At 60.2% G+C, this 24,205-nt stretch carries 20 protein-coding genes; 8 read left to right on the top strand and 12 right to left on the bottom strand.

Features of this window, described 5'->3' with window-relative positions:
• Positions 1 to 76: 76 nt before the first annotated feature.
• The gene (locus ACU0FH_RS04495) at positions 77 to 1,522 is read right to left on the bottom strand and encodes a caspase family protein (RefSeq protein ID WP_446193545.1); all 1,446 of its coding nucleotides are present in this window, start codon (positions 1,520 to 1,522) and stop codon (positions 77 to 79) included.
• A 247-nt stretch (positions 1,523 to 1,769) separates the two neighbouring features.
• On the opposite strand from ACU0FH_RS04495, the gene ACU0FH_RS04490 reads away from it, so the two are divergent.
• Complete coding sequence (locus ACU0FH_RS04490) at positions 1,770 to 2,846, top strand: OmpA family protein (RefSeq protein ID WP_446193544.1); 1,077 nt, start codon at positions 1,770 to 1,772, stop codon at positions 2,844 to 2,846.
• 181 nt (positions 2,847 to 3,027) lie between these two features.
• Here ACU0FH_RS04490 and ACU0FH_RS04485 read toward each other — a convergent pair whose 3' ends face one another.
• The 4 genes from ACU0FH_RS04485 to ACU0FH_RS04470 all read right to left on the bottom strand — a co-directional run bounded on the left by ACU0FH_RS04485 (position 3,028) and on the right by ACU0FH_RS04470 (position 7,592).
• A complete protein-coding gene (locus tag ACU0FH_RS04485) occupies positions 3,028 to 3,504 on the bottom strand; it encodes a (R)-mandelonitrile lyase (protein WP_446193543.1) in 477 nt (158 codons plus the stop codon).
• Positions 3,505 to 3,612: 108 nt separating this feature from the next.
• Complete coding sequence (locus ACU0FH_RS04480) at positions 3,613 to 6,537, bottom strand: M10 family metallopeptidase C-terminal domain-containing protein (protein WP_446193542.1); 2,925 nt, start codon at positions 6,535 to 6,537, stop codon at positions 3,613 to 3,615.
• Between the two features lie 39 nt (positions 6,538 to 6,576).
• Positions 6,577 to 7,008, bottom strand: a complete 432-nt coding sequence (locus ACU0FH_RS04475) for a hypothetical protein (protein ID WP_446193541.1) — start codon at positions 7,006 to 7,008, stop codon at positions 6,577 to 6,579.
• A gap of 149 nt (positions 7,009 to 7,157) precedes the next feature.
• Positions 7,158 to 7,592 (bottom strand): hypothetical protein, encoded by a 435-nt coding sequence (locus tag ACU0FH_RS04470; RefSeq protein WP_446193540.1) that lies wholly within the window; start codon positions 7,590 to 7,592, stop codon positions 7,158 to 7,160.
• A 135-nt stretch (positions 7,593 to 7,727) separates the two neighbouring features.
• On the opposite strand from ACU0FH_RS04470, the gene ACU0FH_RS04465 reads away from it, so the two are divergent.
• From ACU0FH_RS04465 to ACU0FH_RS04450, 4 genes are all read left to right on the top strand, one after another.
• A complete protein-coding gene (locus tag ACU0FH_RS04465; RefSeq protein WP_446193539.1) occupies positions 7,728 to 8,870 on the top strand; it encodes an AI-2E family transporter in 1,143 nt (380 codons plus the stop codon).
• 9 nt (positions 8,871 to 8,879) lie between these two features.
• Positions 8,880 to 10,025, top strand: coding sequence for a M20 aminoacylase family protein (locus tag ACU0FH_RS04460; RefSeq protein WP_446193538.1), 1,146 nt, complete (start codon positions 8,880 to 8,882; stop codon positions 10,023 to 10,025).
• Positions 10,026 to 10,120: 95 nt separating this feature from the next.
• Complete coding sequence (locus tag ACU0FH_RS04455) at positions 10,121 to 10,381, top strand: hypothetical protein (protein WP_446193537.1); 261 nt, start codon at positions 10,121 to 10,123, stop codon at positions 10,379 to 10,381.
• Positions 10,382 to 10,462: 81 nt separating this feature from the next.
• Entirely contained in the window at positions 10,463 to 11,683 is a 1,221-nt protein-coding gene (locus ACU0FH_RS04450) for an MFS transporter (protein WP_446193536.1), read from the top strand.
• Here ACU0FH_RS04450 and trhO read toward each other — a convergent pair whose 3' ends face one another.
• The gene (gene trhO, locus ACU0FH_RS04445; protein ID WP_446193535.1) at positions 11,684 to 12,592 is read right to left on the bottom strand and encodes an oxygen-dependent tRNA uridine(34) hydroxylase TrhO; all 909 of its coding nucleotides are present in this window, start codon (positions 12,590 to 12,592) and stop codon (positions 11,684 to 11,686) included.
• A 100-nt stretch (positions 12,593 to 12,692) separates the two neighbouring features.
• Between trhO and pncA the strand changes: the two genes are divergently transcribed.
• The 3 genes from pncA (at position 12,693) to pncB (ending at position 16,951) form a co-directional block, all read left to right on the top strand.
• Positions 12,693 to 13,292 carry a bifunctional nicotinamidase/pyrazinamidase gene (gene pncA / locus ACU0FH_RS04440; protein WP_446193534.1) on the top strand — a complete coding sequence of 200 codons (600 nt, stop codon included), beginning with the start codon at positions 12,693 to 12,695 and terminating at the stop codon, positions 13,290 to 13,292.
• Between the two features lie 67 nt (positions 13,293 to 13,359).
• On the top strand, positions 13,360 to 15,603 hold the full coding sequence (locus ACU0FH_RS04435; protein WP_446193533.1) for an ATP-binding protein: 2,244 nt from the start codon (positions 13,360 to 13,362) through the stop codon (positions 15,601 to 15,603).
• Positions 15,604 to 15,658: 55 nt separating this feature from the next.
• A complete protein-coding gene (gene pncB / locus ACU0FH_RS04430) occupies positions 15,659 to 16,951 on the top strand; it encodes a nicotinate phosphoribosyltransferase (RefSeq protein ID WP_446193532.1) in 1,293 nt (430 codons plus the stop codon).
• Between the two features lie 28 nt (positions 16,952 to 16,979).
• Here the strand turns inward: pncB and ACU0FH_RS04425 are convergent, their stop codons facing one another.
• From ACU0FH_RS04425 to ACU0FH_RS04400, 6 genes are all read right to left on the bottom strand, one after another.
• Positions 16,980 to 18,299: a sensor histidine kinase gene (locus tag ACU0FH_RS04425; RefSeq protein WP_446193531.1), complete on the bottom strand. Its 1,320-nt coding sequence runs from the start codon at positions 18,297 to 18,299 to the stop codon at positions 16,980 to 16,982.
• Between the two features lie 88 nt (positions 18,300 to 18,387).
• Positions 18,388 to 19,287 carry a DMT family transporter gene (locus ACU0FH_RS04420; protein WP_446193530.1) on the bottom strand — a complete coding sequence of 300 codons (900 nt, stop codon included), beginning with the start codon at positions 19,285 to 19,287 and terminating at the stop codon, positions 18,388 to 18,390.
• A gap of 6 nt (positions 19,288 to 19,293) precedes the next feature.
• Positions 19,294 to 20,757: an aldehyde dehydrogenase family protein gene (locus tag ACU0FH_RS04415; RefSeq protein ID WP_446193529.1), complete on the bottom strand. Its 1,464-nt coding sequence runs from the start codon at positions 20,755 to 20,757 to the stop codon at positions 19,294 to 19,296.
• A complete protein-coding gene (locus ACU0FH_RS04410; RefSeq protein ID WP_446193528.1) occupies positions 20,750 to 22,363 on the bottom strand; it encodes an ABC transporter ATP-binding protein in 1,614 nt (537 codons plus the stop codon). Before ACU0FH_RS04410 ends, ACU0FH_RS04415 begins: the two co-directional genes overlap by 8 nt.
• On the bottom strand, positions 22,360 to 23,175 hold the full coding sequence (locus ACU0FH_RS04405; protein ID WP_446193527.1) for an ABC transporter permease: 816 nt from the start codon (positions 23,173 to 23,175) through the stop codon (positions 22,360 to 22,362). The genes ACU0FH_RS04410 and ACU0FH_RS04405 overlap by 4 nt, the downstream gene beginning before the upstream one ends.
• Positions 23,172 to 24,119 (bottom strand): ABC transporter permease, encoded by a 948-nt coding sequence (locus ACU0FH_RS04400; protein ID WP_446193526.1) that lies wholly within the window; start codon positions 24,117 to 24,119, stop codon positions 23,172 to 23,174. The genes ACU0FH_RS04405 and ACU0FH_RS04400 overlap by 4 nt, the downstream gene beginning before the upstream one ends.
• Positions 24,120 to 24,205 lie beyond the last annotated feature (86 nt).

Below are 24,205 nucleotides of genomic sequence, written 5' to 3'. Positions count from 1 at the left end.
GCCGAGAAACCGTCATCCGATGTACGGGGGGTGTACAGGGGGTGCACAGATGTCAGACGGCCTGTGCACCGGCTTTTTACTGGCAGCCACCTGCGGCCCATGCCTTGAGATTGCGCTTCAGGGAGCCGCCAAACGGGTGCGCCTTGTCGAGCGAACGCTGCATGTTCAGGCTGAGATAGGTGTTGGCCTGCGTGCAGATCCGCTCCCGCGTCCATTCGTGGCAGTTCGAGCAATGCTGATCTTTCCAATAGCTTTCCGGCAGCCCTTCGATTGGCGGAAAGAGCGGCGTGGCTTCGATCAACTGCGCGATGGTCTTGCCATCAACAAGAGGCTGTTCCGCGATCAACGGGGTCTCGAACGTGACGATACCCGGCGTTACGTATTCCCCGGATGGGGTGGGAACCTCGGTGGTCTCAATCGGGCCGGTGCCGACCGGGTCGTTGCCGTTCTTTTCGCGCAGCGCGGCCAGTTCCTGCTGGGCAAACTCGGCAAAAACGCCCTGCGGATAACTCTCGAGATAACCAGCATAGGCCTCTTCACTCGGGTTGGCCTGGGCCGTTTCGAACATCTCCTGCTCGGCCTCGGAGGGTCCTTCGATCGCGGGGGTGGATGTTGTCGGCGCATTGCCGGCCAGTTCAGCCTCCATCACCTCGGCCAAAAGCGCCTTGGCCTCGGAGGCATAGGCGCTATCGGCGTAGCCACGCAGGAAGAGCATGATCTGCAACGGGTCGCGCGAAGCCTGTACCGACTTCCAGAACTGCTGTGCCTCAAGGTCGGCGCTGCTTTGCACCGGTGCCTCTGCAAAGGCGAAATTGCTGGTTAGCGAGGACGCATCCCAAGGCGTTTGAAGGCCGTTGGTTTTCTCGATCACATCCACGCGGACCTGCTTGAACATCTGTTCGATGGGCATGCCGGGCGTGCTCATCAGGCGGGCAAAAGCCTGTGTAAACGGGCTGTTACCGTCGAGACCGTCCAGCGCGACCGCCCCCGGTGCAGTGGCGTAGGCCAGAAACGTGCCGGTGGGCGCCTGCATTTCGGCAAGGCCGTTGTCATTGAAGGCTGGGATGTCACTGAACGGGTTGTTACGACAGGCGTCGAGGATGACGATATTGGTCTTGTTGCGTGCTGAATACATCTGCCGCAGGACCGACTGCGCCTCGACAGCGACGAGGTCGAGATCGGCGGCATCGCTTACCGCCACATCGACCGGCAACAGGTAGTTCGAGCCAAATGACTGAACGCCATGACCCGCGTAGTAGAACAGCCCTGTGGCGTCGCTGCCAGCGTCGCGCAGGGCGCGGCCGAAGTGCGCGATGCCGCGCTTCATGTCGATCTGGGAACTGTCGACAAGCAGAGTGACGTCAAAACCAAGCGTTTCCAACGTTTCGGCCACAAGCCGGGCGTCACGGGCAGGATTTTCAAGCGGTGAAACCGTCCCGTAGGCAGAGTTGCCGACCACCAGCGCGATGCGTTTTTCGGCCCGCAGCGGATCGGCAGAAGCGACCCCGACGATCAGCGTCATGAGGAGAAATGATATTCTTACGATTGCTCGCACGGATTATTCCTGTCTTGCCTTTCCCTGCAACCGTTCACAAGGATTGTTGCCCGATCCGAATGCCACAATGTCCGTAAAGTTCGACATTTATTTGGCCTTTTTTAAGACTTCGCAGGGCTTTTCCTTATCATAGCCCATAGTGTCCTGATAAGTCGTTATAGCGGTGGCTTTTCCGGGCGGCTAGCGGTGAGAAAGTCACGATCGGAGGAAAATCATGTTCAAACTCCCTGATATCAGGTTGTTCCGCTGGGCAAGCGTGCTTGTCCTGGTTTTTTGCCTTGCCGGACCGGCGGCGGCGCAAACCATCGATCCTTTCGAAAACGGCTGGACGCTGGATGCCGAGGCGTCGGATCTGCGGTTTCTTTCGATCAAAAAGGGCAACGTGGCCGAAACCAGCCGTTTCGCGACCCTGTCAGGACTGATCACCAAGGACGGCAAGGCGCAGATCCGCGTGTTGATGGATTCTGTGGATACCAGCATCGACCTGCGCAACGTCCGGATGCGGTTCCTGTTTTTTGAAACCTTCAACCATCCGGAATCGATCATCACTGTTCAGCTCGATCCCGACATGCTGCGCGATCTTCACAGCACAAGGCGCAAGATGATTGAGCTGCCCTATACGCTGACCCTGCACGGTGTGACCGTCGAACGCAGCGCCGAAGTGGCCGTCACGCTGATGAGCAACGACCGGGTGAACGTCTCGGCGACGACACCGATTGCTCTGAAACTGGTGGATTTCAACCTTGAAGACGGGCGCGGCAAACTCCAGGACGCGGCCAAGGTAGACATCGTCCCGGTGGGCATCGTCAGTTTCGATTTCGTTTTTGACCGCGCCAGCCCCGGCACTCCGCCGCCGCAGGTGGACCAGCTTGCGAGCACCGATGTGCCACGGACCGCGGCGCTGGAGACCAAGGGAAACCTTGATCGCGAAGCCTGTGTTGGTCGTTTCGAGATCCTCTCGCGGACCGGCAATATCAATTTCACGCCGGCCAGCGCGCGGTTGTCCAACGACAGCTTTCCCCTGCTCGATAATCTCTATGACATCGTGAACCGCTGCCCGGAGCTTGATATCGAGATCGGGGGACATACGGATTCGGATGGCAGCGACGTGGCAAATCAAAGGCTTAGTGAGCGCCGAGCCGGCGCGGTCGCGGCTTATCTAAAATCCAAGGGCATTCCGACGGCACGGATGCATATCGTCGGCTATGGCGAAGCCCGCCCCGTCCGGCCCAATGACAGTCGGGAGAACAAGGCCCGCAACCGGCGGATCGAATTCACCGTTCTGAACTGAGCGGGAAGGGCGGCGCGCGAGAAATGGGGGCCTGCCCCCGCCGCCCTGCGGGCGACTCCCCCGGGATATTTTGAGACCCAAAGAAGGGGAAAATGTCGTCTGGGTTGTCGGCCCCGCGTCATCGGTGGCCGGACCAGCCCTTTCAAACGGGTTTCATAGCCCCGGTTGAACGAGCCTGTTCCTATTCCGGGGGCGTTTCGGTGTCATCCTGACGGGATTCCTCTTCGACCACTTCTTCGAGCCATTCCGCGGCTTCATCCGCCTCTTTCAGGTATTCCGCCTCGGACACCAGTTCGAGCCAGTCAGCAACGCGGTCGTCCTTGGCCTCTTGCATGGCGATGTGGACCATACCGGTTTCCGGCGCGGCGCCGTGCCAGTGTTCGACGCCGGGCGGAATCCAGACGGTATCGCCGGGACGGATCACCCGGGGCTTCCCGTCGCGCAGCGCCACCCGGCCAACCCCGGACACCACATAGAGGGTCTGTCCGAGGGGATGTGTGTGCCACGCGGTCCGTGCCCCCGGTTCAAAGCTGACGCGCAGGGCGCGGAGGGCCGCCGGCGCCGGGGCTTCGATGATGGGATCCTGCCAAACTGTGCCGGTGAAGTAATCGGCCCGCGCCTTGAGCGTGGGCCGTGTTCCTGCCTTGATGATATCCATACTGTCCTGCCTCTCTGGTTGCCCGCAGCGCTGAAACATAGCGCGGATCGGCAGAGATGACAGGGCGCGCGGATCATGACACGCCTTTGAGGTGCCCTTTCCGGGATGTCAGATCAACCATGCTTCGGTGATTTCGGTATAGTCCTTGACCGTGGTCAATGTGCAGATATCGACGGTATTGCCGTTGCCATCCACATCGAAACGGAGAGTCGAGCCGCGGCCCGCTTCCTCCAGCGAAAAGGCGCCATCGGTGATTGCATCGGCAACGTTGCCATAGATCGATCCCTCGAGAAGGGCCGAGACATTCAGGGTTTCTCCGAGGCCGATGGTAAAATCGGCAATCGTATCGCCGATATCGGCCATCGAATCGAAGATGAAGCTGTCGATTCCGGCGCTCCCGCGTAGATAATCGCGGCCGTTGCCCCCTATGATGACGTCATCGCCGGAGCCTCCGTTGATTTCATCGTTGCCCGCGCCACCGTCGATCAGATCGTCGCCGGAGTCACCAAAGAGGAAGTCAGCGCCGGCGCCGCCGCTCACGCGATCATCGTCGTTACCTGCCTTGATCCTGTCGTCGCCATCGCCACCGTCGATCACGTCCGTGCCTGTGTCCCCGTAGATCGTATCATCGCCCGAGCCACCATCGATCGTGTCGTCACCGCGATCCCCTTTCAGGTAATCGTCACCGGCTCCGCCATTCATCATGTCATTGCCGATCTTGCCATAGATCCGGTCATGGCCCGCACCCCCATCGATCACGTCGTCGCCGGTATCGCCGCTTATCATGTCATCGCCGTCGCCGCCGTCGATCGTATCGTTGCCGTCATTCCCGTAGAGCCGGTCATCATCGGCCCCGCCGTACAACAGATCATTCCCGTCATCGCCGCGCAGATAATCTTCGCCTTCGCCGCCATCGAGCATGTCATCGCCATCCCCGGCATAGATCTTGTCATTTCCGTCCCCGCCGATCAGCTGATCGGCACCGGCATCACCGCGCAGGTAGTCGTTGCCTTCGCCGCCGATGAGGCTGTCGTCGCCGTCGCCGGCATAGAGCTTGTCGTTTCCAAGACCGCCCTCCATCGTGTCGTTGCCATCTTCGCCCTTGAGGTAATCGTCACCCTCGCCACCGGCGAGCGTGTCATCGCCTTCGTCGGCGTAGAGCTTGTCATCCCCGGTGCCGCCTTCCAGGAGATCGTTGCCAAGACCGCCATAGAGGTAGTCCTTGCCTTCGCCGCCAGTCAGCGTGTCGTCTCCGAGTTCTCCATAAAGGCGGTCATTTTCAAGCCCACCGTCGAGCGTATCGTCGCCGTCGCCGCCATAGGCGCGGTCGCTGCCATCGCCCCCCAGGAGTGTATCATTGCCCGCCTCGCCGTAGAGTCGGTCGCTGCCGTCACCGCCATCGATAAGATTGTCGGCGGCGTTGCCATAGCCGATGTCGTTGCTGCTGCCGAGCAGCAGGTTCTCGATCACGGTGCCATTGTCGATAAAGAGCTTCTTGGAACCGATCTTGCCATATTGGTCGACGGTCAGGCGGATCACGCAGCGATAGGTAACACCGCTCAGGTCAAGCGTATCGATCCCGCCATCACTGTCCGAGATCCGGCTGTTGAATTCGTTCCAGAACACGGTGAAGTCATTAGTGAGCGTGTAGACCGTGTCGATATCGGCGACCGGCGGGGTCGGTTCGTCCGGCGGTGTGATCGTGGTATCGACGATATCGCTGACCGACGTCGTGTCAGCCACGCCGGTCAGAAAGGCAAGCTGCACGTCGGGCGCGCCGGCGAGCATCAGCCATGACCCGCCGCTGCCTGCGCTGAGATAGACGGTGCCATCGGCAACCGGATCTGTTCCGCCATAGCCGATGGCGGCCAGCAATTGCGAGATATCGATGCGGTCGCCTTCGGCGAGGGAGAAATCGGTGATCGTGTCGCCGCCATCCGCAGTGGTTTCGTAGGCAAAGATGTCGCCGCCCGATCCGCCGGTAAGCGTATCGGCGCCGGTGCCGCCGGTCAGGCGGTCATGCCCGCCATTGCCGAGGATCGTATCATTGCCACCGCCCGCGTGGATCTCATTGGCCGCATCATTGCCGATGATGTAGTCCGCGCCGCTGCCCGTTTTCGCGTTTTCGATGACGGTGCCACGCGCGATGGTCAGGTTGCCCACGTAACCGTTGATATCGGAAAAGCTCTCGGCGTTGAGATCGATCCGCTGGTTGGCGCTGCGCGACGCCAGGTTGATTGTGTCGTCGCCATCGCTGTCGAAGATCGCGATGCCACGGCCCGAGGGCAGGTCCATGCCGAACTGCGTCAGGTTGGTGTTGTCGCCATAAATCGTGTCGCCTGCCTGTGCGTTGGTCGGCGTGCCGTACAGGTTCTGGATCGCGACAATATCCGCGATCTGCGCTGTCGCGAGAAACACGCGCGAGGCGTTGACGTTGGGATTCTGGTTCTGGTCGAAATAGGACATGACCGTCATCTGCCAGCTGTCATTGGCAAAATGCGCGTCATAGCTGAAGGTGGCGCTGCCGTTGTAATTGCCGCTATGGCCAAGGCCCAGCGCATGGCCGATCTCGTGAATATAGGTCTGCAGGTAATAGTCGCCATAGCCCTGCCAGGCATTGTCGACATTGATATCAGAACTGATGATCGTATTGCCCGATGTCATCGACGACGCATAGGCTCCGGACTGGTTGTCATCGAAGGTCATCATCGCCGAAGAGGACTGCACGAAGTTCAGACCGCTCACCGCTGTCCAAGCCTCAAGCGCCTGCAGCGCGGTTGCCTTGCCCAGCGCGTCAAGCCCGTTGATGTTCACCGTGACCGTACCGCCAGTCTGGACGTTGAACGATCGCTGAGCGCCGCCCTTGTCCTGCCAGAAACCGCTGGTCAGGTAATCCGCTGCCTGATCAATCGTATAGGTTGGCAGACCGGCGGCGAGACCGGTGCCGCCATAGCTGGTCTGCACGTTATCCAGGCTTTGGACGCCGTGGTCGTCATAAACGGTGTTGGTCGGATCGAGTGAAATACACTGCATGCACATGTCGAAAGTCCTCGCGAAATGGGTGAAACAGGGTCAAAGGGGAAGATTGCTGTGACGCACGAGCTGCGCGGCAAAAGCCGCGAGCATCCTGTCGTTCAGCGTTGCATCCATGACGGTGAGTTCCAGCGTCGGACCTTGTCCAGCCGGGCGCATACGCCCGGTCATGCCCGGCATGACCTGCCATTCGAGATGACCGGACAGGCTGGTATTGGTCGCTTTCTCGGCCACGAAGGTCACGTCCGGCTTGATCGCATCTTCCCGGGAGGTCAGTTCGACCCGGTGCAGGGGGAACTGCGCCGTAATCGCCTCGGCCAGCGACCGGCAAAAGGCCGTGCCGCCTGTGTCACATTCGAGATGTAGAACCGGGGTTTCGACAGGTAGGGTCGAAAAGTACGAAGCAGGCAGGTCGGCAGACATCGTCAGCGACGCCGCCGCCCCGACCAGAAGGGTCGAGAAGGGAGTCATGGAACGCTCCAGTTTTGGATGTGGGGAATTGGAACGTTCTGTCCCTGACGAATGTGTTAATCGTCAAAATGGGATTGAGTTGGACAGTAATCCGGCGAATTTACGGCAGGTTACTTCGCCCCGCAGGTGCCAGCATCAGGCAATCCGGCTCAGAAAACTTCCCGGATATCCGTCACTGTACGAAGTATGATCGCGCTGACCGCGTCTGCGATACTGTCGATAAGATGATCGGTCTGTTCCTCGGGCGTGGCCCCAAAGCTGTCCAGCCGTCCCTGCAAACTCTCCAACCGGGCCGACAGCTGTTCGACCTGAGCCGTCAGCCGACCCTGCGCCTCGGTCACGACCTCGCCATCACTGCTGGCAAGATCCCCGCGAAGACGCGAAAGCTCTCCCGTTGCGTTCTCGATCGAGAGCTTTAGCGGCGCAATCTGCTCGGCGCTTTGGGCAAGGTTGGCCGTGGCATCGTCGATACGGCCTGCCAGTGACCATGCGAGCCAAAGGCACAGCACGATCAGGATAAACGTCGCATTGAGACAGGCCAGAAACAGCATCCATATCGTGTTCAGCAGTTTTCGAAACACCATTGCGAATACACCAATAGATTGTACAAAAGTGACGCTAATCCATCTAGGGCGGCACGTAAATAAGGCTGTGAATTCAACCTGTGCCGCGCCGGGGTGCGACACCGCGTCCGGCGGGGATCAGGCGGCTTTCCTTCATTGACAGCACCTGCCAAAGCTCTGACCATAGCCGTGTTCCTCGAATGTCCGGTGGTCCTTTTGCAGACAAGCCCCTTTGTCAACATCGTCCTCTCTGCGATGCTCCTCTTCCTGATCGGCTGGTTCCTGTACCTCGGGCGACCGATCCTGCTGCCCATCGTCGCCGCGGTGATAGCAGTTTACCTGCTGATTTCCGCCTCGGACCGGCTCAAGAGCCTGCCGGTGCTGCGGCACCTGCCACTCGTGATCATCCGCAGCTTTTTGTTGATCGTCTTCACGCTGGCAATTGTCGTGCTGGCGACGGTTGTGGCCGCCACCGCACGGGAGATCGTCGCAGTCGTTCCTGTCTACGAGGCAAATGTGGACGCGCTGGTAGATCATCTCGCGGATGTTTTCGATCTCGACCGACAAGAACTCTGGGACGAATTGCGCGCGGTCACAATCGACCAGATAGATCTGCGCAGCGCGGTCCTGCGCGTGCTCAGCGGATTCACCAACGTCGGCATGTCGATTTTCGTCATCGTCATCTACGCCGCCTTCATCATGCTGGAACGCGACGGCTTTGAACGGAAGCTGCGCGCGATCTGGGCAGACGAAGCGCGCGCCCGCGCCACGCTTCAGACCGTGAATGAAATCAACCGCAAGATCAGTGACTATCTCGAGGTCAAAACGCTCATAAACATCATCCTTGGCGCGATCTGCTACGCGATCCTCTGGTTCATGGACGTGGATTTCGCGCTTTTCTGGGCGGTCGCCATCGGGTTTCTGAACTACATCCCCTATTTCGGCTCGTTGCTTGGCGTGGCCTTCCCGGCAGTTCTGTCCGTGGCGCAGTTCGGATCGCTTTCCTATTCGCTTTTGTTGACCGTGTTGCTGGTGATCGCCCAGTTCGTCGTCGGCAATATCATCGAGCCGCGCATGGTCGGGCGGCACATGAACATCAGCCCCGTCATCGTTCTGATCTCCCTGTCCATCTGGACGGCGCTGTGGGGCATCCCCGGAGCCATCCTCGCGATTCCGCTGACCTCGATGCTTGCCATCATCTTTGCCAATATTTCGCAAACCCGCCCCATCGCGCTGGTTATTGCGGACAGGATCGACGAAACCGAACTTGTCTCGGTCAAACCGGCGTCGGAAAGATAGGGGCAACGCATGAAAGACCTCATTGAACGCATGACAGGCTGGCGTCGCGATCTGCACCGCCATCCGGAATTCGGTTTCGAGGAACAGCGCACGGCGCGGTTCGTCGCAGATACACTGCGCGATATGGGTCTTGATGTGGCCGAGGGCATCGGCGGGACAGGCGTCGTGGCCACCCTGCAGCGCGGCACCTCGAACCGGGCCATCGCCCTGCGCGCCGATATGGACGCCCTGCGGATCACCGAAACCACAGAGTCGGAATGGGCATCGACCAGCCCGGGCACCATGCATGCCTGCGGCCATGACGGGCATACGTCCTGCCTTCTGGGCGCGGCCCGCATCCTCGCGCAAGAAGGCGGTTTCGACGGCACCGTCCGGTTTATCTTTCAGCCTGCCGAGGAATGGGGTCAGGGCGCGCAGGCGATGATCGACGACGGATTGATCGACCGCTTCCCCTTTGACGAAATTTACGGGCTTCACAATATGCCCGGCCTTCCCGTCGGCCATGTGCAGACCCGCCCCGGCGCGATCATGTCCGCCGAGGACATATTCGAGATCGAGCTGACCGGGTTGGGCGGGCACGCCTCGCGGCCCCATGCCGGGCGCGAAGTCATGACCCCGGCCTGTGCTCTCGTTCTCGAATTGCAGACCATCGTGTCGCGCAGAGTCGATCCGGGCGACATCGCGGTGGTTTCCGTCACCGAACTGCTGACTGACGGGGTGCGCAATGCACTGCCTGGCAAGGCACGGGTTATGGGCGACGCACGCTCCTTCCGGCCAGAGGTGTCGGCCCTTATCGAAGCGGAAATGCGCCGCATCGCAAGCGGCATCGCACTGGGACACGGCGTCGAGGCGCACGTCACCTACAGCCGTGAATTTGTCCCGCTGTTGAACGACCCTGAACTGGCAACCGCCTTTGGCGAGGCGGCGGCGCAGGTATCCGCGGCCGTAGATGCAAACGCGCCCGCCATCACAGCGTCAGAAGATTTTGCCCGCTTCCTTGCCCATGTACGGGGATGCTTTGCCTTTTTCGGCAATGGCGAAGATTCCGCTCCGCTCCACAATCCGGGATACGATTTTAACGATGCGAGCCTGTTGCACGGGGCCTGTCTTCATGTCGAAATTGCCCGTCAGAGGCTGTCTGAGCGGTCCGTTTAGTCAACCGGCGCTTCTCCGCCTGAAGCGTTCGGAGCGGCGCAACCCGTGACCATGTTCAAGCGTTGAGCTGACGTGGCTTTACGGAGGATATGACCATGTCACAGACAGAGCAGGACGAACACGAGACCCGCGACGTTGGGGCCGGCAGCGCAATCAAGGCTACGGCAGACCGTCTAAAGCAGCAGGAAGAAGAAGCTGGGAACGATACGCCACGCGAACTCGACCCCAAGGCAGCACCGTCGACGGTAAGCGAAGCACAGCAAACCGGAAGCAGGCCCTCGTCGCCCTCTTCCGACAAAACGGCCGGACAGCAGCCCGGCGGAGATGCGCAGGCCAAGGACCCGACCCCGGTCTGACGCGACAAACCCTTGCCTACAGGATAAAATTATTCCTGCGAGTGCGTGACAATACGGGGGCGCGCGCCTAGCGTGCGCCCCATGACGAGCGACTCTATTCACGACAGCACCTATTCATGGCTCCGCCTTCTGGTAACGGTGCTGATCGCGACGGTCGCCAATGTGGGCATCTGGGCCGTTGTCGTCGTCATGCCCGCCATCGAAGCCGAATTCGGCGCCGACAGGGCTTCGGCCTCGCTTCCCTATACACTGACCATGATCGGGTTCGCCCTTGGCAACCTTGTAATCGGCAGGATCGTCGACCGGTTCTCGGTCACGATTGCGCTGATCGGTGCCGCGCTCGGAATTGCGCTCAGTTTTTATCTAACCACCCTTGCACCTTCGATCCTGATGATATCAGCCGCGCATCTGCTGGTAGGCATCTGCACCGGAGTCGGATTTGGCCCGCTGATCGCCGACATTTCCCACTGGTTCCTGAGGCGGCGGGGCATCGCGGTAGCTTTGGTTGCAAGCGGTAATTACCTCTCGGGTGCGATCTGGCCCACGCTGCTGGCCGATATACTTGCAGAATCCGGCTGGCGGCAGGTCTATGCTCTGCTTGCCGTCATCACCCTTGCAACCGTCATTCCACTGTCCCTGCTGCTGCGCCGCCGTGTCCCGGATGAAGCACATGGGATCGCGCAGACGGCCTCGGACCTGCGCGCGAAAAGTGCGGGCATGTCACCGAGGACCCTGACCTGGCTCCTTGGTATCGCCGGAATCGGCTGCTGCGTGGCGATGTCCATGCCGCAGGTCCATATCGTCGCCTATTGCGTCGGCCTTGGATACGGCCCCGCCGTCGGGGCAGAGATGCTGTCGCTGATGCTGCTGGGCGGGGTGGTCAGCCGCTTAATCTCCGGTCTGGCCGCCGACAAGCTCGGCGGGCTGCGCATCCTGCTGATCGGCTCGACGCTTCAGTGCCTCGCCCTGTTCTTTTACCTGCCCTATGACGGGATGGTCTCGCTCTATGTCATCAGCGCCATGTTCGGTCTCGCGCAGGGCGGCATCGTGCCAAGCTATGCACTGGTGGTGCGCGAATATCTCCCCGCACGCGAGGCCGGGGCGCGGGTCGGATTTGTGGTTATGTTGACCATCGTCGGTATGGCTCTGGGTGGCTGGATGTCGGGCTGGATCTACGATCTGACCGGCAGCTATCAATGGGCTTTCCTGAACGGGATCCTGTTCAACGGCCTGAACCTGGGGATCGTTCTGTTGCTATTGCTGCGATCCCGCCCGCGACGCCCGGAAATGGCGACGGCCTGATCAATCCTGTAGCGGGATGTGGCGCTCACCGCGTGCCCGGGCAAGACCGATCTGTTTCTGCCGCTCGCGAAACCGGGCCTTGTCCGCCGCTGAAGTCTCATCCACGCATTGATGACAGGACACGCCCTCTTCATACCCCTGACGCTGCCGGTCCTCGGGCAAGAGCGGACGACGGCATCCGTGACACAGGAGATGCGGCCCCTCTTTCAGCCCGTGGCCGACGCTGACGCGGTTATCAAAGACGAAACATTCGCCCTGCCACGCGCTTTCTTCCTGCGGGACTTCCTCGAGATACTTGAGGATGCCGCCCTTGAGGTGGAACACATCCTCGACGCCCTGTCCGAGCAGGAAGTTCGTCGATTTTTCGCAGCGGATGCCGCCGGTACAGAACATCGCGATGCGCTTGTTGTGAAACCGGTGACGGTTTTCTTCCCACCACGCGGGAAATTCACCAAAGCTCTTGGTTTCCGGATCGACCGCGCCCTCAAACGTGCCGATGGCCACCTCGTAATCGTTGCGGGTGTCGATGACCGCGACATCGGGCGAGCGGATCAGCTCGTTCCATTCCGCCGGGTCGACATAATGCCCGACGCGAGCCTTTGGGTCGACATCGGGCTGACCCATCGTGACGATCTCTTTCTTGAGCCGCACCTTGAGCTTGGCAAAAGGCGGCTTGTCGCTAGCGGATTCCTTCCACTCCAGTCCCTCGCATCCAGGCAACGCGCGGATATGGGACAAAACCGCCTCGATCCCGCCCGAGGGACCCGCGATGGTCCCGTTAATCCCCTCGCGCGCCAGCAAAAGCGTTCCGCGCACCTCGCCCGCACGGCAGACCGTCTCGAGAGCGGGCTTGAACGCGGCCGGATCTTCGAAGCGGGTGAAATGATATAAGGCAGCAATCCTGAACATGCGCGCTGATTTAGGCCCGTGAGCCACCCCGCGCAAGACCCCGCATTGACGCGGCGCGCGGCTCTGCGTACCCATTGATGGTCACAGCCATGAGGTCGCCATGTCCAGAGCCCTGATCGTCATCGATGTCCAAAACGATTTCTGCCCCGGCGGCGCGCTCGCCGTTCCCGGCGGAGACGAGGTTGTCGCGCCGATCAATGCCATGATGGACGATTTCGACGCGGTGATCCTGACACAGGACTGGCATCCGGCCGGGCACTCCTCCTTCGCAACCTCGCACAAGGATCGCCTGCCCTATGACATGATCGACATGCCCTATGGGCCACAGGTTCTCTGGCCGGAACATTGTATTCAGGGCAGCGATGGCGCCGCTTTTCACAAGGATCTGCGTATCAAGGGCGACATGATCATCCGGAAAGGGTTCCGTCCCGGCATCGACAGCTATTCCGCCTTTTTCGAGAACGACCAGAAGACACCGACCGGATTGAATGGTTACCTGCGCGACCGGGGTCTGACGGTGCTGACGATGGTCGGGCTGGCAACAGATTTCTGCGTTCACTATTCGGCGGTGGATGCGGCCCGACTGGGCTTTGACGTCACCGTGGACAAAACCGCCTGCCGTGGCATCGATCTGGAGGGGTCCATGCAGGAAGCTCTGGAGTCGATGCAAAAGTCCGGCGTGACCATCGCTCTCGACTGAAGTTGGCCAAATCTTAAGTCTCTCGGCCTAGCAGTAGACAAACGTTGCAACTGCTAAGGGTCCTGTCATGCAGGATGGAACGGGGCCGGCCGACCATCGCCCGACAGGCGTAAAGGCATATTTCGAACCGCGAAGCCTGCTGGCGCGCTATGCGCGGGGCCGGGTGATCCATTTCGCGAAACGCCAGATTCTTACGCTTTCCGCCGGGCTTGTTGTCACAGCAACGGCAAGCCCCGCCACCGGGCTCATAGCCATCGCTATCGCGCTGACCTGCGAATACCTCGATTTTCTCTTGCTGCGTCACATCTGGCGCGAGCTTCGGGACAACAGGGAGGTGGATCACCTGACGCCTTGGATCCCCGTGACTGCCGCGATCCAGACAATTAGCGTCTCGATCTGCATGATCCTGCTGCTTTTATCGACGAAAAACGGCGCGCCGCTCTTTGCCTTCAGTTTTCTTGCCGGCGCGACGATCAACGCCGGGCTTACGCTGCCGTATCACAAACCGGCTGCCGTCATCCGGCTGGTGATCTTCGGCATAACCACTGCTGCCTTTGTCGCCGCGCTTTTTACCGGCCGATCATGGGGTGACACTGCCCTGCTGCTCGATTGCGCCGGGGTCATGATCATGGGGTTCATCGTCTACAGCATCCTGCGCTTCGCCAATGCCACCTTTTACCGGAACCGCCAAAAGCACCTGGCTCTGCTCGACCATCAGGAAGAACTTGTCGCGGTAAACGCCGAGCTTGAACAAAGCCGAAAGGAAGCCGAACAGCTTACCCTTGTTGCCCGGAACGCCAATGACAGCGTGTTCATCCTTGATGCCGATCAACGCATCATCTGGACCAACGATGCCTTTTCCAAAATCACCGGCTATTCGCGTGCGGAGGCCATTGGGCGACGGGCGGGTGACCTGATGAATGGCCCCGGCACCTCGGCTGAAACCGTTGCCGCCATCCAGCACGCAAACCGCCACAGCCTGCCATTTCGGGGTGAAATCCAGAATATCACGCGCGACGGGCGCGAAATCTGGCTTGAAACGAACCAGGTGCCGGTTCTGGATGAGAACGGTAATCTTTCGATGACTCTCGCCATCGAGCGCGACATAACCTCGGCGCGCGAAATCGCGAAGCAACTTGAAAGCGCCCGGGACCGGGCCGAGGACGCGGCGCGCGCCAAGACCGAATTTCTCGCGAATATGAGCCATGAAATCCGAACGCCGATGAATGGGGTGATCGGCATGGCGGACCTGATCTGCGAGTCCGATCTGAGTGAAGAACAACGGGTCTATGCCGAGGCCATTCGCAGTTCGGCCCAGTCATTACTTTCGCTCCTGAACGATATCCTCGATATCTCCAAGCTCGATGCCGAGCGCATGATTCTGAATCCCGTCGACTTCGATCTACACGCCTGTCTGAACGATACCGTCCTTCCGTTTCGCAGGCTTGCGCACGATAAAGGCATCGACCTAGCTCTCGACATCGCGCCGGACATCCCCCGGTTCGTTTTTGGCGACGACAGCCGGTTCAGGCAGATACTGGTCAACCTCATCGGGAATGCGCTCAAATTCACCGAGAGCGGCGGTGTCACGGTGACGGTTGCACGCGCAGACCCGGGCTTTACGGTGCGCGTAAAGGATTCCGGTATCGGGATAGCGCCAAAACATCTCGAAACCATATTCGAACGTTTCTCGCAGGCCGAGGATTCGACCGCGCGTCGGTTTGGCGGTACAGGCCTTGGGCTGACGATCTCAAGACTGCTCGCACGTGCAATGGGGGGCACGCTGGAAGTTACGTCCAGGCTGGGTAAGGGATCGGAATTTGCGGTCTCGCTCCCCTTCCCTCCGTGCGAAAAAACCGACGTCCCCAAAGGGCATGACGCAAAAAGACGGCTTCGCACCGAGGAATTGGTGGGAAAGAAAATCCTCGTCGCAGAGGACAACCGGATCAACCGCGTCCTGATCCAGAAATACCTGCGGGATCTGCCGGTAAAACTGTTTTTCGCGGAAAACGGTCGAGAAGCGGTCGAAAAATGCCGGACGGAACGCCCCGATCTGATCCTCATGGACATGTCCATGCCAGAGATGAGCGGGCTGGAGGCAACCGAGGTCATCCGCCGGGAGCAAGGGGCTCACCCCGTCATCGTAGCCCTGACCGCGAATGCCTTTGCAACGGATCAGGCCGCCTGCCTGCGTGCGGGGATGACCGGATTTCTGACCAAGCCTGTGCGCCGAAACGATCTGATCAAGGCCATGCTGGAACTGACGAACCCTACCGTGCCCCCTTCTGGCACCGATCCCGCACCGCCCTAGACAAAAGCCGGCGCGGTTGGTTTAACCGGCAGGCCTGTAACCGCCGGAGCGCAAGATGGTCGATATCGCAACCCGCGTCTATAATCACAAGTGGAAGATCGATCCCATCGTCCGCTCGCTGATCGATACGGACTTTTACAAGTTGCTGATGTGTCAGTCTGTTTTCCGCAACAAGCGCGACACACGGGTCACCTTCTCGCTGATCAACCGGTCGACACATATCCCGCTGGCACGCCTCATTGACGAGGGCGAGTTGCGCGAACAACTCGATCACATCCGCTCGCTGTCACTCAGCCGCGGCGAAAGCACATGGTTGAGGGGGAATACCTTTTACGGCAAACGGCAGATGTTCCGGTCCGATTTCATGGAGTGGTTCGAAAACCTGCGCCTGCCGCCCTATCACCTGGAACGCAAAGGCGACCAGTATGAGTTGACCTTCGAAGGCGCCTGGCCCGAGGTGATGCTCTGGGAAATCCCCGCTCTTGCCGTGCTGATGGAGTTGCGCGGGCGCGCCGTGCTGAATGACATGGGCCGCTTCGAGCTTCAGGTGCTGTACGCGAGGGCGATGACCCGCCTTTGGGAAAAAATCGAACAGCTTCGACCTCTCGAAAACCTCGGGATCGCTGATTTCGGCACGCGCCGGCGGCATTCCTTTCTCTGGCAGGACTGGTGCGTTCAGGCGATGATGGAAGGGCTCGGCCCCAAGTTCACCGGCACCTCGAACTGCCTGATCGCCATGCGCCGCGAGGTCGAGGCGATCGGCACGAACGCACACGAACTTCCGATGGTTTACAGCGCGCTGGCCGACACCGATGATGAACTCCGCAACGCGCCCTACAACGTCTTGATGGATTGGCACGAAGAGCACGAAGGTAACCTGCGCATCATCCTGCCCGACACCTATGGCACGAAAGGATTTCTGGATAACGCGCCAGACTGGCTAGCGGGCTGGACAGGCATCCGCGTCGACAGCGGTGACCCCGAGAAAGCGGCGGAAATCGCGATCGACTGGTGGCGTGCCCGTGGCGAAGATCCACGCGAGAAACGGGTGATCTTCTCAGACGGTCTGGATGTCGAAAAGATCATTGATCTGCAAAAGAAATTCTCAGGTCGCGTCAAGGCATCCTTTGGCTGGGGCACGTTGCTGACCAACGACTTTCGCGGTCTGGTGAAGGACGACGCACTGTCACCCTTTTCGCTGGTCTGCAAAGCCGTTTCCGCAAACGGTCGCCCGACGGTCAAGCTCTCGGACAATCCCGAAAAGGCGATGGGTCCGAAAGAGGAGATCGAGCGCTACAAGCGTGTCTTCGGCGTTGGTCAGCAGGAAGCGATAGAGGTGATCGTCTGACCGGGCAAAACCAGGGTTGGGTCGAAGCTCAGATGACGGGCATCGAAAATCTGAAAATCGCGCCGGTCGGATTTGCGTTGCTCATTGAAAGCTCTGTCCCCCAGCGGTTGACGATCCGGCGCACCAGTGCAAGCCCGACGCCGGAAACATCGCCGGTTTCCTTGTCTAGGTTCGGCGTCCAGAACATGCCGAAGACCTTCTCGGCATGTTCCTCGGGAATGCCCGGGCCATCGTCTTCAACCTCGAACTGGTGCAGGCGCACTTTTCTGGAATAGCGCAATGTTATCGTCGGCGTACCGGTCGGATGGTGTTTTACGGCATTCGACATAAGGTTGCGCAGGATGATCTCAAGCTCGACCCGCTGGGCGCGAACAACGGGGAACTCCCCCTCAAGCCGAAGGGTCCCGCCTTCGGGGATGTGCAAGGCGCCAAGATCGATTACCAGTTCTCGCAGGTTTACAGTTTCGATCTCCTGAGATGCGCCATCGATCATGATGTAACGGAACACGGCACGGATCAGCGCCTCGAGCTTTCGTGTCCGTTCGAAAATGCCATCGATATGTTCTCTCGCGGCGTCACGGCCCGGCGCATCGTCGTTTTCTAGCTCTTCGGCTGCGAACTCTGCCAATGAAGCGATGTGGCGCAAGGGGGTGCGCAAGTCATGGGCCGCGATCTGGGTAAACTGCTCCATCTCGGACACCCGCAGCGCATCGAAATCGCTCCTTATATGGGCGCGCTGGCGCACAAGAAGCAAGAGCATGGTGAGCAGGATGGCGATGATCAGCGTCGGTTGCATCAGAAGGATATTCTTCCGCGCAACCAGTTCACGCTGCTGTGCGCGCATGCTCTCGATCATCTTCTGTTGTAACACTCCCAACTGGGCGAGAGCCTCATCATCGTTGATCCTTACCCTGTCATCGATGTCGCCGGGTGGCATGCCCTGTGCGTGTAGTTCCGACACGAGGGCGATATTTGTCATGTACGCTTCGATGGTTTCGCGCTCGGCATCCAGCGTGAGGCCAAGACGTTCAATACTTGCAGTCGTCTCAAGATGATCAAGAAGTGCCAGAGCTCTCTGCCCGGTTTCGATTGCGCGGTCTCGGTAATACGGTTCGTCCGGCCGCAGTACCCAGTTCTTGAATTTATGTATCATGCCGCCATAGCCGATGGCCGCCTGCAATTCGATCAGAGTGGTATGCGCGTCAAGCTGCGTCTCAATCAGTTTTTCCTGCTCTCGACTGTTGATAACAAACACAAAAACCAGCAACACGACTGTCGCTACGCCAATCGCCAGGATTGTACAGGTGATGATCCTCAGATTGCGGGCAAGCTGCGACTTTGGGGTCATCGGAAATCCATATCAGATGAAGGTTGGCGGCCTTCTCTCATCAATGGGACAGTTTGATTAACTTTTGCCTAACGCCGACCGAATACGGTTAACCAGCAGCGGAAAGACGTCTTTCGCGCCAGATGATGATCAACCCGCCAAGGATGATCAGTAGCGCCCCGGGGAAAAGATCGCCAAACGGCGCTTCGCCGAAAAAGATCCAGCCAAAGGCAAATGCGGTGGGTATGCCGAAATAGGCAAAGGGGGCAAGATTGCTCTGTTCGGTCATGCGATAAGCGACCACGAGGCAAAGCACCGCCATACCGCCGATGCCGCCCATCGCGGCGATCCACCAGATGTCGGACGGGTTGTAGATCGGGGAAAACCCGCCCATGGCAAAGGCAAAGATCACGGATCCGACAGTTGCGACGCAGGCGGAATAGATATTGGCCAGCGGGCTTGGCACATCATCGTCCAGCATCCGCGCGCTGACCCCGGAAAGCGCATAAAAAAAGGCGGCGGCAAGCGCCGCAATAGCCGCCCAGGAGAAACCGTCCGAGGTCGGCCCGACGACAAGCACCACTCCGATGAACCCCAGCACGACAGCGCCCCAGCGCATCATCCCGACTTTCTCGCCAAGCAGGGGCACCGCCAGGGCCGTCATGAAAAGGGCATTGGAATAGGTGATGGCATTGGCCGTCGCAAACGGCAAACTCGCAAGGCTGTAGTAGAACATCAGCTGTGCGAGCGTCACGATCAACCCTCGGGCACAGGCCAACTTCCACTGCCGCATTCGCAGACTGCGCCCGGATCTATGCCAAGCGCGCGACGTGAGCAGGATAATAATAGATGGCAACAGACCGAACGTATTTCGATAGGCCGAAAGCTCTGGTGCCGTGTAATCCGCCGAAAGGCGTTTGATGATAAGCCCCATCCCGTCGAAAAGCACGATCGCCACCAAGGAAATCACGATGGCAAGCGCGACTCTGTCGCCGGGACGGGCACTCATTGTCGTTTACCCATGAAAGGCGGCAACCGTCTTGAGCTGGGAGAACCCGTACAGTGCCTCAAAGCCCTTTTCGCGGCCGTGACCGGATTTGCCAACACCGCCAAAGGGCAGTTCGACGCCTCCACCGGCACCGTAGTTGTTGATGAACACCTGCCCCGTATGAAGCGCCTTGGCGAGCCGCATCTGGCGGGCGCCATCGCGGGTCCAGACACTCGCGACCAGCCCGTAGTCGGTGCCGTTCGCGATGGCCAGCGCTTCTTCTTCGGTATCGAAGGGGATCATCACCTGAACCGGGCCGAAAATCTCGTTCTGGGCCAGCGGGTGGTCGGCGGGGACATCGGCGAAAAGCGTCGGCTTTACATAGGCACCGGCCTCGGGCGCGTGATCGACGATCACCCCTTCACCGGCGACCGGCAGATCGCTGCCCTTGGCAATGAAACCGCTGACGATTTCCTTTTGCCGTGCCGAGATCAGCGGACCGAGGCGCAGGTTTTCGCCTGCCGGGCCGACTCTCAGCTCGCTATAGGCCTCGCCCATGCGCTTGCGCACCTCGTCATAGACACCACGCTGCACGAGGATCCGAGAAGAGGCGGAACAGGTCTGGCCTGCGTTCTGTACGCCCGCGTTGACGAGGAAAGGCAGCGCCGCATCGATATCGGCATCGTCGAACACGATCTGCGGGGATTTCCCGCCGAGTTCCAGCGTGACCGGGATCACGTTCTTCGCCGCCGCTGCCTGCACCAGCGCGCCGGTCGCAACCGAACCGGTAAAGCTGACATGCTGGATCTTCGGATGGCCAGACAGCGCGGCCCCGGCCTCGGCACCAAGACCCGGCACTACGTTCAGCGCGCCGTCCGGCAGTCCGGCTTCCTGAGCGATATGGGCAAAGGCCAGCGCGGTCAGGCAGGCCTCTTCCGCCGGCTTCAGCACGCAGGCATTGCCCATCGTCAGAGCTGCACCGACCGAGCGACCGATGATCTGCATCGGGTAGTTCCACGGCACGATATGGCCCGTCACACCATGCGGTTCACGCAGCGTATAAACGGTATAGCCGTCCATGTAGGGGATGGTTTCGCCATGCACCTTGTCGGCGGCACCGCCGTAGAATTCCATGTAACGCGCAAGCGCCACCGCGTCGGCACGCGCCTGCCCAAGCGGCTTGCCCACATCCATCGCTTCGAGCGCGGCGAGTTCATCGACCTTTTCCAGCACAAGCTGGCCAATCCGGGTCAGGATGCGGCCGCGTTCCAGCGCGGTCATCTTGCCCCACGCACCCGCGCGGGCCGCATGGGCAGCCTCGACCGCCGCGTCGATATCCGCCGCGTCTCCGCCCGCGATCTGGCAGATCACGCTGCCGTCCGAGGGGTTCACCAGATCCAGCAGCTTCCCCGAAGCAGGCGCTTTCCACTCTCCGCCAATCAGGCAGGTCGCGGGGTCAAACCAGAGGGTATTGTTGAGTGTATCAGGCATCGGTCAAGCTCCTTCCAAGCGCGTCCAGATCGGGAAGAACCGGCGCTGCGTCGATGAGCGTACGCGTATAGGGATGGCGCGGGTTAGAAAAGACCTCTTCGGTCTCTCCTTGTTCAACTATTTCACCCGACTTCATGACAAGCACCCGATCGGTCACGGTGCGCACCACGCTCAGGTCATGCGATATGAACAGGTAGGACAGATCATAGGCGCGGCAGAGATCGGCCAGCAGATCAAGGATCTGCGCGCGGACCGAGACGTCCAGCGCGCTCACCGCCTCATCGAACAGGATCAGTTCGGGCCGAATGATCAGGGCGCGGGCGATCGCGATCCGCTGCCGCTGGCCGCCAGAGAATTCGTGGATGTACTTGCGTGCATCTTTTGCTGTCAGACCGACGGCCTCGAGTGCTTCTCCGATTGCGGCCTCCCGCGCCTTGCCGGTGGGCGGCTCGTCCATCAGAAAGAACGGCTCGGTGATGAGCCGGTCGACACGATGGCGCGGGTTGAAGGAGCCAAACGGGTCCTGAAACACAACCTGCATCTTGCGTCGCACGGAAAGATTCGGTCTCGTGCCCGAGAAGACGGGTTCGCCGTCCAGCGTGATCGACCCGCCCTGTATCGGCTCCAACCCCAGAAGAGCTCGCGTCAGCGTCGACTTACCGCAACCGGATTCACCGACCAGACCCAGCCTTTCGCCCCGGTGCAGTTCGAAACTCACGCCTTTTACGGCGCGGAAATTTCCGTGAGGCGCAAAGGGGCGCGTGCGTGGCAGGCGGTAATCGCGCACCACATCTTTGACCTCAAGCAAGGGGTTCGGCTCGGGCCGTGGCGGCAGATCGACCTGATGGCCGGAGGCCTCGAACAACTGCCGCGTATAGGGGTGTTTCATCTGCGCCAGCAGCGACCTGGTCGGGCCGCGCTCGACAACCTCGCCTCGTCGCATGACCACGATCCGGTCCGCCATATCAGCCACAACGGCAAGATCATGGGTGATCATCAGAAGCCCCATGCCGAAATCCTCGACGAGCCCCTTGAGCAGATCGAGGATCTGCGCCTGCGTCGTCACATCAAGCGCAGTCGTCGGTTCATCCGCGATCAGCAGCTTGGGCCGCAGGGCGATGGCCATGGCGATCACAACGCGCTGCCGCTGCCCGCCGGAAAGTTCATGCGGATAGCGCGACAGGGGAAACCGGTCGGCCGGAAGCCCGACCCGGTCCAGCACTTCCCGCGCCCGGGTCTTTGCATCGGCAGGCGACATCGCCTTGTGGATCAGGATCGTCTCGGTCACCTGATCCCCGATGGTCTTGACCGGGTTCAGCGCCGTCATTGGTTCCTGAAAAACCATTCCGACCGCATTACCGCGCAAACGGCACATCTCGGCCTCGGACGCCTGCAACAGATCCTTTCCATCAAGGTAGATCGACCCGCTGGTCGTCACCCGCTCGGGCAAAAGCTGCATCACGGAAAAGGCCGTCATCGATTTGCCGGAACCGCTTTCGCCGGTGACAGCGACGATTTCGCCGGGATCGACCGTCAGCGTCACGTCCCGCAGTATGGACGTGCTCACGATGTCCATCGACAGGTTATCGATCTGAAGCAAGCTCATGCGCGCGATACCCTCAGCCGTGGATCAAGATAGTCGCGCAGCCCGTCGCCCATGAGGTTCAGCCCCAGCACCGTCAGTATAATGGCAACGCCGGGAATAAGAGCGATATGGGGCGCGATGGAAACCAGCGTCTGCGCATCCGCCAGCATCCGGCCCCAGCTGGGCGTCGGCGGCTGCGCGCCCAGCCCGATATAGGACAGCCCGGCCTCGGCCAGGATACCCAGCGAGAACTGGATGGTCCCCTGCACGATCAGAAGGTTCATCACGTTGGGCAAGATGTGTTCGAAACTGATCCGCGTGGCCGATTTGCCCGAAACTCGCGCTGCCATGATAAACTCCCGCTCCCACAAAGACAGGGCCGCCCCGCGCGTGATCCGGGCAAAGACAGGGATATTGAAGATACCGATGGCAATGATCGCGTTGATCGCCCCCGCCCCGAAAACGGCAGTAATCAGGATCGCGATGACCAGCGAGGGAAAGGCAAAGACCAGATCGTTGCCGCGCATGATGACTTCGTCGAGCCATGTCCCTTTGCGCGCGGCGGCCGCAAGGCCCAGTGGCACACCAAACCCCATGCCAATTCCGACAGCCACCAGCGCGACCGCGATCGAGGTCCGCGCACCGACCATGATCATCGACAGGATATCGCGCCCGAAATGGTCGGTTCCCAGCAGGTGCACCCCGTTGGGGCGCTGGAACTTGTCGGGAATGCTCATCGCCGTATGGTCGAAAGGCGTCCAGATAAAGGATAAGAGCGCGGCCAGCACGAAAACCGCGGTCAGGAACGCGCCGATGATCAGGTTGCGTCTCATGTTCTGGACCTCAGTCGCGGATCGACGGCGGCATAGGCCAGATCGACAAGGAAATTGACCGTGATCACCGCGAACACCAGCAGCATCACGACGGATTCGACGACGATCAGATCACGCGAGCTGATGGCCTGAAACACCAGACGCCCAAGGCCCGGCAGGTAAAAGACCTGCTCGATGATGATCGACCCGGCCAGCAGAAAGGAGAATTGCAGCCCGATGATCGTTAGCACCGGGATCAGCGCATTGCGCACCCCGTGCCGCCAAAGCGCCTGCCGACGGGTCAGCCCCTTGGCGCGGGCGGTGCGCATGAAATCCTCGCCCAGAATATCCAGCAAGGCCGAGCGCATGACTCGCGCAAGGATCGCCGCCTGTGGCAAGGCCAGCGAGACGGCAGGCAGGGTCAGCGAATGTATCCCGGTCCGGAACCCCTTGTCCCAGCCGGCAAAACCGCCCGCGCTGAACCAACGCAAGTTGATGGCGAATATCAGCACCATCATCATCGCGAACCAGAAATTCGGCACCGCCACGCCAAGCTGTGTCGCCCCCATCACCGCCATGTCGCCACCCTTGCCCCGACGCGCGGCGGCATAGATCCCGGCCGGAAAGGCGATGACCGTCGAGAGCGTCAGCGCGTAGATCGCCAGCGGCAGCGAAACCCAGAGCCGGTCCGCGATCATCGTGCTGATCGGCGTGCGATAGGTATAGGACGTGCCGAAATCGCCGGTCACCAGCCCGCCGACCCAGCCGAGGTAACGCTGCCATTTCGGCACGTCCAGACCAAGCTCGGTGCGCAGGGCTGCAACCGTATCGGGCTGGGCATTGATGCCCAGCATGAATTGCGCCGGATCACCCGGCGCGACTTCGATCACGAAGAAAATGACAAGGCTCGCAACCGCAAGGCTGACAATCAGCGAGAGGAAGCGTTTGAAGATATAGTTCAGCATCGGCGCCACGTTATGCGCGCAGACAGGGAGCGTCCAGAGCGCGTGTTGACCGCGTGATAGCGCATGACAGCGCCGCTCATCAATCG

The sequence above is a fragment of the Heliomarina sp. genome (assembly GCF_052826185.1).
This window is presented reverse-complemented; position numbering and strand designations above follow the sequence as displayed.